The 11,621-nt window shown below is 70.4% G+C and carries 12 protein-coding genes and 1 pseudogene; 9 read left to right on the forward strand and 4 right to left on the reverse strand.

All coding sequences use genetic code 11. From position 1 onward, the window contains the following. Positions 1-201: pseudogene (locus tag E4F61_RS11435) on the reverse strand (5'-nucleotidase, lipoprotein e(P4) family); the annotation flags it as partial. Between the two features lie 123 nt (positions 202-324). Here E4F61_RS11435 and E4F61_RS11440 point away from each other — a divergent pair. The 4 genes from E4F61_RS11440 to E4F61_RS11455 are packed head-to-tail and all read left to right on the forward strand — an operon-like array spanning position 325 to position 2,686. Beyond that, positions 325-771 carry a hypothetical protein gene (locus E4F61_RS11440; RefSeq protein WP_133479715.1) on the forward strand — a complete coding sequence of 149 codons (447 nt, stop codon included), beginning with the start codon at positions 325-327 and terminating at the stop codon, positions 769-771. A 3-nt stretch (positions 772-774) separates the two neighbouring features. After that, positions 775-2,013, forward strand: a complete 1,239-nt coding sequence (locus tag E4F61_RS11445) for an NRAMP family divalent metal transporter (RefSeq protein ID WP_133479794.1) — start codon at positions 775-777, stop codon at positions 2,011-2,013. Continuing rightward, positions 2,010-2,390 (forward strand): hypothetical protein, encoded by a 381-nt coding sequence (locus tag E4F61_RS11450; protein WP_133479795.1) that lies wholly within the window; start codon positions 2,010-2,012, stop codon positions 2,388-2,390. The genes E4F61_RS11445 and E4F61_RS11450 overlap by 4 nt, the downstream gene beginning before the upstream one ends. Continuing rightward, positions 2,387-2,686 (forward strand): hypothetical protein, encoded by a 300-nt coding sequence (locus tag E4F61_RS11455; protein WP_133479796.1) that lies wholly within the window; start codon positions 2,387-2,389, stop codon positions 2,684-2,686. Before E4F61_RS11450 ends, E4F61_RS11455 begins: the two co-directional genes overlap by 4 nt. Before the next feature lie 35 nt (positions 2,687-2,721). Here E4F61_RS11455 and E4F61_RS11460 read toward each other — a convergent pair whose 3' ends face one another. Further along, the gene (locus E4F61_RS11460; protein ID WP_162301481.1) at positions 2,722-3,945 is read right to left on the reverse strand and encodes a L,D-transpeptidase family protein; all 1,224 of its coding nucleotides are present in this window, start codon (positions 3,943-3,945) and stop codon (positions 2,722-2,724) included. A gap of 166 nt (positions 3,946-4,111) precedes the next feature. Here E4F61_RS11460 and E4F61_RS11470 point away from each other — a divergent pair, with 166 nt between their 5' ends. Both E4F61_RS11470 and E4F61_RS11475 read left to right on the forward strand, forming a co-directional pair. Then, positions 4,112-5,038, forward strand: coding sequence for a GAF domain-containing protein (locus E4F61_RS11470; protein ID WP_238382900.1), 927 nt, complete (start codon positions 4,112-4,114; stop codon positions 5,036-5,038). A gap of 1 nt (position 5,039) precedes the next feature. Next, positions 5,040-5,468 carry a VOC family protein gene (locus E4F61_RS11475; protein WP_133479799.1) on the forward strand — a complete coding sequence of 143 codons (429 nt, stop codon included), beginning with the start codon at positions 5,040-5,042 and terminating at the stop codon, positions 5,466-5,468. Between the two features lie 3 nt (positions 5,469-5,471). Here the strand turns inward: E4F61_RS11475 and E4F61_RS11480 are convergent, their stop codons facing one another. Continuing rightward, a complete protein-coding gene (locus E4F61_RS11480; protein WP_133479800.1) occupies positions 5,472-6,314 on the reverse strand; it encodes a formate/nitrite transporter family protein in 843 nt (280 codons plus the stop codon). Positions 6,315-6,411: 97 nt separating this feature from the next. Beyond that, on the reverse strand, positions 6,412-8,331 hold the full coding sequence (locus tag E4F61_RS11485) for a M61 family metallopeptidase (RefSeq protein ID WP_133479801.1): 1,920 nt from the start codon (positions 8,329-8,331) through the stop codon (positions 6,412-6,414). Positions 8,332-8,481: 150 nt separating this feature from the next. On the opposite strand from E4F61_RS11485, the gene E4F61_RS11490 reads away from it, so the two are divergent. The 3 genes from E4F61_RS11490 to E4F61_RS11500 all read left to right on the forward strand — a co-directional run bounded on the left by E4F61_RS11490 (position 8,482) and on the right by E4F61_RS11500 (position 11,621). Then, on the forward strand, positions 8,482-8,925 hold the full coding sequence (locus E4F61_RS11490; RefSeq protein ID WP_238382901.1) for a hypothetical protein: 444 nt from the start codon (positions 8,482-8,484) through the stop codon (positions 8,923-8,925). An 86-nt stretch (positions 8,926-9,011) separates the two neighbouring features. After that, positions 9,012-11,129 (forward strand): M13 family metallopeptidase, encoded by a 2,118-nt coding sequence (locus tag E4F61_RS11495; RefSeq protein ID WP_133479803.1) that lies wholly within the window; start codon positions 9,012-9,014, stop codon positions 11,127-11,129. Positions 11,130-11,321: 192 nt separating this feature from the next. Then, a complete protein-coding gene (locus tag E4F61_RS11500) occupies positions 11,322-11,621 on the forward strand; it encodes a hypothetical protein (protein ID WP_133478925.1) in 300 nt (99 codons plus the stop codon).

The following is an 11,621-nucleotide window of genomic DNA, read 5'->3' on the forward strand; positions in this document are numbered from 1 at the left end:
GCGCGTCGCGGCGCGGTAGGTCTGCAGCGAATTCGCGCGGTACTCGGCCGCGTTCTGCATCCAGAGCACTGCGTTGAGGTTGTCGTCCGCGGCGACGGCGGCGGCGACCGGTCGCGCGGCCGGGCCGTCGGCGCGCATGGCGTCGCGGTGGCAGCCGGCGAGCGCGGCGGCGAGGAACAGCAGGGAAAGCGAAGTGCGCATGACGTCGACCGGATCCGCGGGACCGACAGTCTAGGCGCTCGGCCGTGCGCGCTGAATGGCCGTGGCGCAGGTGACCGCCCCTTCACTGCCGCTTGCCTACGGTCACCGCCGGAGGTGACGCCCGTGCAGCCCAAATCGCGCCGTGCCGCCCGGCTCCAGGGCTTCGGCCTCGCGGTGGCGACGGCCGCGCTGGCGGTCGTGCTGGGCGTGCGGCTGCAACGCCCGTTCGACGCCGCCACGCTGGCCATCCCGGTCGGCGAGCTGCGCTCGCAGGCCGCCGAGGCCGGGCTGCTCGAGCGCGAGGCGCGGGCCGGCCGCCTGGCCCCCGCGTTCGTGCGCCGCCACGCGGCGCAGCTCGCGCATGACGTCGAACGCGTGCGTGCCGGGCTCGCCGGCAAACCCGCCGTCGCGCCGCTCGAACCGGGGCGACGGCGTGCGCTCGCGCTCGCGGATGCACTGCAGGCCCGGACGGACGCGCTCGCGCGCGATGGCCACGCGGTCGGGGGCGACTTCGAGGTGCTTGCCCGCGCGCTCGATGCGCTCGAGACGCGCATCGGGCAGGGGCGCTGAGCGATGGCGATGTTCCTCGAGCTGTTCCTCGGCATCCTCACCGCGATGGGCGGCTTCGTCGAGATCGGCGAGCTCACCTTCATGCTCAACGCGGGCAGCAAGTTCGACTACTCGCTGCTGTGGGTGGTGGCGCTGGGCACCGTCGGCATCATGGTCTACGGCGAGATCGCGGGCCGCATCGCCGCGGTGCGCGGCCAAGGCGTCTTCAACGTGATCCGCGAGCGCGCGGGCATCCGGCTCGGCATGCTCACGCTGGTGTCGGCGACGCTGGTCTGCCTGCTCACCACCGCCGCGGAGATCGGCGCGATCGCGCTGGTGTGGAACCTGCTGTCGGGCTGGCCCTACCGGCCGCTGCTGCTGCTCGCCTTCGCGTTCCTCGCGCTGGTGATCTGGTTCCTCAGGTTCCAGACCCTCGAGCGCGTGTTCGGGCTGCTCGGCCTGATGATGGCGGTGTTCCTGGTGGTCGCCTGGAAGATGCATCCGGACTGGAGCGCGGTGGCGCAGGGACTGGTGCCGCGCATGCCCGCGTCGCTGCCGTCCGACCAGAAGCTGCTCTACGCGTACTACGCGGTGTCGCTGCTGAGCTCGGTGATGCTGCCGTACGAGACGTATTTCTACGCGTCGGGCGTGGTCGAGGACCACTGGAGCCCGCGCTACATCCCGCTCAACCGCGCGATCGTGCTGGTCGGGTTCACGCTCGGCGGTGCGCTCGCGGCGTCGCTGCTGATCATCGGCAAGCTTTACTTCGGCCCGCTGCAGGTCGAGCCCGCGCTGCCGGGCACCGCCGCGCTCGGCGCCGCCAGCGTGCTCGGGCGCGCGGGCCTGTGGCTGGCGATCGGCGGCATGTTCTTCGCATTTGCGGGCGCCGGCATCGAGACGGCGATGTCCTCGGCCTACAACATCGCGCAGTTCTTCGGCTGGACGTGGGGCAAGTACCGCACCGCGCGCGACGCGCCGCGCTTCGCGCTGAGCTGGCTGATCGTGCTCGCGCTCGCCACGCTAGTCGTGCTGACGGGCGTCGACCCGATCAAGGTCGTCGAGTACTCGATCGTGTTCTCGGTGGTGATCCTACCGCTTACCTATTTCCCGCTCATGGCGATCTCGCGCGATCCCGACACCATGGGCATCCACCGCAACGGCTGGCTGTCCAACACGCTGGGCTGGCTGTACTTCGTGATCGTGTGCATCGCGGCGGTCGCCGCCATTCCGCTGCTGGTGCTGACCCATGGAGGCCAGGGATGAGGCACGGACTCGGGCGCGAGCCCTACATCGACGTGTTCCGGCAGGTGCTCGACCACGCGGTGATCGACGCCGACGACTGGATGTGCGGCATGGTCGACGACATCGAGGTCGAAGGCGGCGTGGGCGAGCCGCTGCGCATCACCGCGCTGCTGATCGGTCCCGGCGCGTGGGTCCCGCGCATGCCGGCGCTGTTCGCGCGCCTGCTGCCGCGGCTGTTGGGGCGTCGCTGCGTGCGCGTGCCGTGGTCGGAAGTGTCTTCGGTGGGCGAGCACATCCGCCTGCAGTGCCGCCGCGGCAACTACGGGCTGGCGACGATGGACCGCAAGCTCGGCCTGAAGCTCGGGAAGATTCCCGGCAGCGAGCGGGGCGCCGCATGAGCGACGCGACGTTCCGATTCGACCGCCTCACGCACCTCGAGGACATCCGCGTGCGGGCCGAGGACGGCAGCCGCCTCGGCCACGTCTTCGAGCTGCGCAGCCACGGCGCTGCGGAGACCCAGCCGACGTACACGTTCCGCACCGTCGACGCCCTGCTCTGCGGGCGCCTGGGACTGTTCGAACGGCTGGGCTGGCGCGAGCGCGATGCGTTGGTCGTACCGTGGGACGCGGTGATCGAGGTGGGCGCACGCGAGATCGTCGTGCGCGGCACGAAGTCGGACTACGCGCGCATCTGAAGCGCGCGCCGGCGCGCGCCGACCCGCGTCCGGCGTCACTCGCGCAGCGTGACCTGCATGCCCGGCGTGGCGACCTTCGCCAGCGACTCCACGCTCCAGTTGGTCATGCGGATGCAGCCGTTCGACTCGGTCTTGCCGATGCGCTCGGGATGCGGCGTACCGTGGATGCCGTAGTGCTCCTTGGTCAGGCCGACCCAGACCACGCCCACGGGGTTGTTCGGGCCGGCCGGCACGTCCGCTTCCTTGTCGGTCTTCTTGCTGCCGGCGATCAGCTTCGGGTCGAAGTGCCAGACCGGGTCCTGCTGCACGGTGGTGACCTTCCAGTCGCCGATCGGCAGCGGGAACTGCTTGCTGCCGGTGGTCACCGGGAATACGCCGAGCGTCTTGTCGCTCGCGTCGACGAGCAGCAGCGCGGAGTCCGACTTGTCGACGACGATCTTCGCCGGCGTGGGGAACTGCTCGCCCGCGGTCACGTTGATCACGGTGATCTTGGTGCCCGCGAGCGTGCCGGTGGCGGGCGCCGACGTGCTGGTCGATGTCGAGGCCTCCGTCTTCTTCGCGGCGTCAGCGCCCTTCGCGGCGTCCTTGCCGTCGCCCGTCCCGGTTGCGTCGTCGGTGCTGGCGAAGTCGACCTCGGGGTTGAGCTTCTTCAACAGCGACGGCGCCATGTGGAACTTCTCGGCCACCTTTTCCAGCGCGGATTCGTAGGGCAGCGCGTCCAGCTTGGCCATGTCGGCGGGCTTGGCCGGCGTCTTCGCGAACGGGCCCGCGACGTCCTCGGCGGTGAGCGTGTACTCGATCAGCACCGGGGCGGTGTCCTTGTTGAGCAGGTCCCAGGTCGCGGTGTCGAGCGTGCCACGTCCCTTGAGGTCGTGCGCCGCCTGGTAGGCCTTCACGGCGCGCGCCATGTTGCTGCCCTTCGCGCCGTCGATCTCGCCCGGCGAGAAGAACGCGCGCTCCAGCAGCACCTGCGCGCGCAGCGGATCGTCCTTGGCGAGCGTGGCATCGGCGGCCGCGGCCACCACGGCGGCGGGTGCAGTGGCGGCGCCCTCGGTGCCGGGTGCGGCCGGCATCACGTTGCCCGGCGCGCCCGGCTGCCCGTCCTGCATGCCGGGCGGGTTCGCCGCGACCGTGGCCGGGCCCGACGGCGCCGCGGCCGGTGCGGCCGGCGCCTGCTCGGTGGACGGCGAAGGCCCCTGCGTGCAGGCGGCGAGCAGCGAAAGAGCGAGGGCGGACGCGAGCGGGCGGATGGCAGGCATGTCGGGCGGGCACCGGATTCGGGGTCTTCCATCGTTGCGACGGCCGGTCGGCGAGGCGTGAATCCCACCGGCGCGCCCGGGCGTCCGTTCATCCATGCGAGCGTGCCGTTTGCGACCGCGCACGTCGCGTTGCGACACTGCCCCGACCCCACCGCTGCCCTTCCCCATGTCCGACGAACGCCAACGCCAGCGCGAACTCGACCTCTACCGCATCGTCGACAGCCTGCCCGATGCGGCCTATGACGACATCGCCCGGCTCGCCTCGATGCTCTGCGACGCGCCGATCGCGCTGGTGTCGCTGATCGACCGCGACCGCCAGTGGTTCAAGGCGCGGCAGGGCCTGGACACCGAGGCGATGCCGCGTGACATCGCCTTCTGCGACCACGCCATCCGCCAGCCCGACCGCCTGATGGAAGTGCGCGACGCGGCCGCGGACGCGCGCTTCGCGCACAACCCGCTCGTCACCGGCGACCTCGGCATCCGGTTCTATGCCGGCATGCCGCTGGTGACGCCCGGCGGCGCGGCGATCGGCGCGGTTTGCGTGATCGACCACGAGCCGCGCGAGCTCGACGCGGGCCAGCGCACGGCATTGGAATCCCTGGCGCGGCTGACGATGAACCTCATGGAGGGCACGCGTCGCGAGCGCCAACTCGAGCGCGCCGTGCGGCTCGAACCCGCGGCGCGCGTGGCCGCGGCGGCCGGCGCGTCGGACGCGCTGCTGCGCCCTTATTCGATCGCGATCTTCCAGCTGCAGGAGCATGCGCGCCTGGCCGGGCAACAGGGCGAGCGCGTGGTCGAACGCACGCTGCAGGAAGCCGATCGCGTGCTCGCCTCCGTGCTCACGCCGGGCGACAGCATCGACCGCGTCACCGGGAGCGGCGAATTCATCGCCCTGCTCCATGGCGCTACGCCGGAGGCGGCGATCGCGGCCCTGCGTGCGCGCTTCGACGCGATCGAGCGCGAACTCGGCACGCGCGTGCTGCACGGCGTGGCGCAGGCCGCGTCGCCGTCGGAGTCGCCCGAGCACGTCTACCTGCGCGCCGACGCGGCGCTGGGCGCGGCGAAGGACGCCCTGCGCGCGCGGAGCGCCTGACGTGCGCCGGCTCACGCCGTTCCATCTCGCGATCCCGGTGCACGACATCGACGCCGCCCGCGCGTTCTACGGCGGGCTGCTGGGCTGCCCGGAGGGCCGCAGCGCGGAGCGCTGGGTCGATTTCGACCTCTACGGCCACCAGCTCGTGGTCCATCGCGTGGACGGGCTCGCCCCGCGCGTCGCCGGCGACAACCCGGTCGACGGCCACGACGTGCCGGTGCCGCACTTCGGCGTGGTGCTGGAACTGCCCGACTGGCATGCACTGGCCGACCGCCTGCGCGCGGCGGGCGTCGACTTCGTGATCGAGCCGCACGTCCGGTTCGCGGGGCAGCCCGGCGAGCAGGCCACGCTGTTCCTGCTGGATCCGTCCGGCAATGCGCTGGAATTCAAGGCGTTTGCCGACATCGACGGTCAGTTGTTCGCGACCTGAATCTCAGCGCGCGTCGCTGCGCACCTGCGCGTGGCTGATCAGCGCGAAGATCAGGCTGCCGCCGACGAGGTTGCCCGCCAGCGCCGGCAGCATGAACCGCGCCACGACGTCGCCGAGCGGCGTGACGTGGTTGAACACCAGGTAGAGCACCTCGGCCGAGCCCGCGATGATGTGCGTGAGCTCGGCGAAGCCGATCAGCCCGGTGACCACCGCGATCAGCACCACTTTCGAGTGCTCGGCCGAGGGCAGCAGCCAGACCAGGATCGCGATCAGCCAGCCGGCGAATATCCCGCGCGCGAATACCTGCCCGACCGACAGGTCCATGAGCTTGGTGCCCATCCGCAGCATGGCGGCCTGCGTGTCGATGTCGGTGATGTCGAGCTGCACGATCGCCCACGTGAACAGCGCGACGCCGATCATGTTGCCGAGGAACACCAGGCCCCACAGCCGCAGCAGCCGCCCGAACGCGCGGATCGACGGGTGCGTCATCACCGGCAGCACGGCGGTGAGCGTGTTCTCGGTGAACAGCTGTTGCTTGCCGAGGATCACCAGCAGGAAGCCGACCGCATAGCCGAGCGCCGCCATGACCGCGGTCGCCGGCGTCTCGCCGATGCGTGCGTGCATGAGCGCCGGCGTCAGCAGCGAGAAGCCCATCGAGAGGCCGGCGGCGATCGCCGACCACAGCAGGGCGGAGGCGGTGCGTTCCAGCTCGCGGTCGCCTTCGCGCCGGATGGTCTCGTGCAGGACGTGCACGGTCGGCGACTGCTTCTGCTCGACGTCGCGCTCCTCGTTCTTCGTGAGGTGCGACGCGGCCTCGCCGGCGGCGTGTTCGGGTTCGCGGGACATGCAGGCGCGCCGTGCGGGGACGCCTGCAGTCTCGCCACGCCGCGTGAACCCGCGGCGATGCCGGAGGGCGGCCGGCCGGTAGCCGGCCGCCCGGACGTCAGCGCTTGGGCGCGTAGATCGAGGTCAGCAGGTCGGGCTTGCCGGCGATGCGCTCGAGGTGCGGATAGCGCAGGCCGCCGTGGTAGTCGACCGGGATCGTGCGGTACTGGTCGAACGTCTTCACCAGCAGGCGGATCGGCGCGTTGCCGCCCTTGGCTTCCTTCACGGCGTCCGACAGCGCGTCCTTGCTGTACTCGCGATCGTTCACCGCCACCAGCGTCATGCCCGTGCCGACGCCGGCGTTGAACGCCGGGCTGTCCCAGCGCACGTCGCCGACCTTGCCGTCCTTGCCGACCGACAGGCCGAGCGAATAGGTGAAGTCGGCGCCGCCGCTCTTGGCATACGACTTGGCGATGTCGTTGGGCTCGTCCTTGAACACGAGCTTCCAGCCGGCCGCTTCCAGGCCGCCGGTGAGCGGCACGCGGCCGTCGAGGCGGTCGCGCAGGAACGTGGTCCAGTCGTCCTTGACGACACCGTCGAGCGTGCGCACCACGTCCTCGAAGGTGTAGGTGTTCTGCACCTTCCACTCGCCGTCGTTGACGCCGAAGAACGCGCGCGCGAAGTCGTCGAGCGACTTCCTCCCGCCGGTCTTCGCGCGGATGCGTGCGTCGGCCTCGAGCCAGATCATCTGGCCGGCGGAGTAGTAGTCCTCCGAGAGCTGGTAGTTGCGGTAGGACTTGGGACGCCGCGCCGCGATGATCGGGTCGAGCGTGGTGTCCTGCACCGCGCGCCAGGCCAGGCCCGGGCGGTTCTCGGCGTAGGTCGCGGCGGTCAGCGCCAGCGCGTCGAACGACGCCTGCTTGCTGCGCATGCCGGAACGGCCGGTCAGCACGTTGCCCCAGTACTGCGTCTGGCCTTCGTAGACCCACAGCAGGGTGTCGCCCATCGGCACGTTGTAGTTCGGCGTCCACAGGTCCTTCGGGCGGCGGTACTTGCCGTCCCAGGAATGCGTGTACTCGTGCGCGAGCAGGTCGCTGAAGCCGGCCTTCGGGTCGTACTCGGCGAAGTAGCCCGGGTCCTCGCCGTTCTCGCTGGAGCGCTGGTGCTCGAGGCCGTTGCCGGCCAGCTGGTTCGACAGCGAGAACAGGAAGTCGTAGTGGTCGTAGTGCTGCGCGCCGTAGAGCTTGAGCGCCTGCTCGACCATGCGGCGATGCGCGGCGATCTGCTCGGGTTTCGCCTCGAGGAACTTCGGTGCATCGGCGAACACGTTCAGGCGCACCGGCACCTTGGCGCCCGGCGCGAGGTCGATGACCTTGCCGTAGCGGCCCGCGTAGATCGGCGAGTCGACGAGGATGTCGAGCGGCACGTTGCGGTAGACGACGGTGTCGCCGTCCTTGCGCTCGACGTCGAGTGCGGTGGCGGCGCTGAAGCCGGCCGGGTACTTCACCGACGCCGCGGTATCGATGCGGCTCGCGTAATGGCCCGCCGGGTACAGCACCAGCGCGTTCCACTGCAGGTTCAGCAGGTTCGGCGTCATGACGACGCGGCCCTGGGCCGGGTCGGTCGGCGTCAGGAACTGGTATTCGGCGACGACGCTCGATGCGCCCTCCGGCACGTCGAGATGGAAGGCGTAGACGTTGAGCGGGTCGCGCGTCCAGATCAGCGGCTTGCCGTTGGCCTTGAAGGCGATGCCCGCGACCTTGTCGAGCGGGCCGGACGGCCCGTGGTTGCCCGGCAGCCACTGCGGATAGAGCAGCGTGAGGCGACCGGCTTTCGCGGGGATCTCCTCGCGGATGCGCACGATGCGGCGTGCGAGGTCCGTGGCGTCGACATCGATGCGCACCGTGCCGGCGAAGGGCGCGTCCACCGGCAACGGCACCTGCGCGCTGGTCAGCGGAATGTCCTGGGCGAAGGCGAAGGCGGGCGCGAGGGCGAGCGCACAGAGCAGCGGAAGCAGTCGACGGGCGGGACGGGGCATGCAGTGGAATCCGGTTGATGGGCAACCGGCCGATCCTACGGGCTGCGCGAGCAGCATTGCGTGTGCCGGATGCAACGGTGGGACGTCCGTCGCGTCGTGCAGTGCAGCATCGGCGCCCGCGACGGCGCGCGATACTGCGGGCCCGTCGCCATGCGCACCGCCATGACCCTTCGCACGCTGCCCCTGATCGCCGCCCTTGCCTTCGCCGCCGCCCTGCCGGCGCACGCGCGCGAACTCTCCTGCACGCTGCATTACTCGATGAGCGGCTGGAGTGCGTTCTACAAGCATTCCACGGGCAGCGGCACGATCCGCTGCACCAACGGCCAGTCGATGAAGGTGAAGATCGACGCCAAGGGCGGCGGCATCACCTTCGGCAAGTCCGAGATCCGCGACGGCATCGGCAAGTTCGCCGGCCTGTCGAACATCCGCGACGCGCTAGGCGGCTACGCGACGGGCGAGGCCAATGCCGCGGCCGGCAAGGCGGCCAAGGCGCAGGTCGTTACCAAGGGCCCCGTCTCGTTGGCGCTGACCGGCAAGGGCCACGGCGTGGAGCTCGGCGTCTCCTTCGGCAGCTTCATCATCAGCGAGCGCTGAACGCCCCGCGGCGCATGACCTGCGCCCGGTGCGGCGAGCGGCGGTGAAGCGGTACGCTCCGGCGGTCCCCTTCCACCGGAACCGCCATGACTCCGACGTCCCGTCGCCTGCTGTCGATCACCGTCTCCACCGTGCTCGTCACCGGGCTCGGCGCCTGCAACGCCCCGCCGTCGCAGGCGCCGCAGGCCACCGCCGCCAAGCCCGCGCCCGCGGCCAGCGACAAGCCCGTGCTCGGCACCTTCGGCTTCGATACGGCCGGCATGGACCGCTCGGTCGCACCGGGCGACGACTTCTACATGTACGCCAACGGCGGCTGGATGAAGTCGACCGAGATCCCGGCCGACCGCTCCAGCTTCAACAGCTTCACCCGCATCTCGCTCGATACCGAAAAGCAGGTGCGCGACCTCGTCGAGGGCGCCGCCAAGGACAAGGCCGCCAGCGGCGACATGCGCAAGGTCGGCGACTACTACACCGCGTTCATGGACGAGGCCGGCATCGAGGCCAAGGGCATCGCGCCACTGAAGCCGCAGCTGGACGCGATCGCCGCCATCGCCGACACCAAGGCGCTCGCGAAGGAATTCGGGTCGCAGCTGCGCGCCGACGTCGACCTGCTCAACAACACCGACTACTTCACCGACCGCCCGTTCGGCGTCTGGATCAACCAGGACGTCAACGACCCGTCGCGCAACGTGCCCTACTTCGTGCAGGGCGGCCTCGGCCTGCCCGATCGCAGCTTCTACCTCGAAGGCGGCCGCAGCGCCGAGGTGAAGCAGGCCTACCAGGCGCACGTGCAGAAGGTGCTCGAGCTCGCGGGCATCGCCGACGCCGCCGCCAAGGCGCAGCGCATCGTCGCGCTGGAGACCGAGATCGCGCGCGTGCACGCCACGCAGGAGCAGACCAACGACGTCCAGCGCGGCAACAACCCGTGGACGCAGGCCGACTTCGCGAAGAAGGCGCCGGGCCTCGACTGGCCGACCTTCATGCAGGCCGCGGGCCTTTCCGGCCAGAAGGACTTCATCGTCTGGCAGCCGTCGGCGGTGGCCGGCATCTCGAAGCTCGCGGCCGGCCAGCCGCTCGACACCTGGAAGGACTACCTCGCGTTCCACGCGATCGACCGCGCCTCGCCGTTCCTGCCCAAGGCCTTCGCCGACGAGCAGTTCGCGTTCTACGGCCACACGCTCAACGGCACGCCGCAGCAGCGTGATCGCTGGAAGCGCGCGGTGTCGATGACCAGCAACGTGCTCGGCGAAGCGGTGGGCCATGCGTACGTGCAGCACTACGTCGACCCCAAGACGAAGGAACGCGCCGAGACGATGGTGAAGAACATCGTCGCCGCGTTCGGCAAGCGCATCGACGCGCTGGCGTGGATGAGCCCGGAGACCAAGGCGGCGGCGAAGGCGAAGATCGACAGCCTGCAGGTGGCGGTCGCATACCCGGACACCTGGCGCGACTACGGCGCGCTCGAGGTCAAGCCCGACGACGCGCTCGGCAACGCGCAGCGCGCGGAAGCGTTCGACTACAAGCGCGAGCTCGCCAAGCTCGGCGCGAAGGTCACGCACGACGAGTGGTACATGACGCCGCAGACGATCAACGCGGTGAACATCCCGCTCGAGAATCGCCTGATCTTCCCGGCGGCGATCCTGCAGCCGCCGTTCTTCGACCCGAACGCCGACGACGCGGTGAACTACGGCGCCATCGGCTCGGTGATCGGCCACGAGATCAGCCACTCGTTCGACAACACCGGCGCGCTGTTCGACCAGACCGGCCGCCTGCACAACTGGTGGACGCCGGCGGACTTCACCAAGTTCGATGCGGCCGGCCAGGCGCTCGCGGCACAGTTCAGCGCGTACAAGCCGTTCCCGGACCTGTCGATCAACGGCAAGCTCAACCTCGGCGAGAACATCGCCGACGTGGCCGGGCTGGCGACGGCGCTCGATGCGTATCGCCTGTCGCAGCAGGGCAAGCCGGCGCAGACGCTCGAGGGCTTCACGCCCGAGCAGCGCTTCTTCCTCGGCTTCGCGCAGGCCTGGCGCGGCAAGTACCGTGACGCAGCGATGCGCAACGCGGTGCTCACCGACGTGCATTCGCCGGGCCGCTATCGCGCGATGACGGTGCGCAACATCGACGCCTGGTACGACGCGTTCGCGGTGAAGCCCGAACAGGCGATGTACCTCGCGCCCGACAAGCGGGTGAAGGTGTGGTGATACGGAAAGCCCGGCGAATGCCGGGCTTTTTCGTTGCGGGCGCACATGAACAGCGGCTCACGCGACGACGACGTCGATGAGCCGTGCCTTTACGGTCGGCGCGCATCGAGCGTCCGGCCAATGGTTTTCACGGTGTGCGTCGCTGCGCGTCACTAACCTCGCGCCACCGTAAATGCCGCACCGAGGTCCGCCATGCATCGCATCCTGTTCACCGCCGCCCTGCTGGCCCTCGCGCCCGCATGCGTGCACGCGCAGGCCGTGACCGCGAAGGCCGACCCGGCGGCCGCGCCGGCCAGCCCGCGCAAGTCGCACAGCCCGTTCGGCGACGTGATCCGCGAGCTGACGCGCGCGGCGCAGGCCCAGGCGGCCGCCAGCAAGGCAACGACGAACGCCGCACCGGCATCGCACGATGCGGCCAAGCCGGCCGCACCGCCGCGCACGATCGCCGTGCCGGCGACGGCACCCGTGCTCGCGGACTCGCGTCTCCCGTAA

It is taken from the genome of Cognatilysobacter segetis (assembly GCF_004359965.1).
Lineage (GTDB): Bacteria > Pseudomonadota > Gammaproteobacteria > Xanthomonadales > Xanthomonadaceae > Cognatilysobacter > Cognatilysobacter segetis.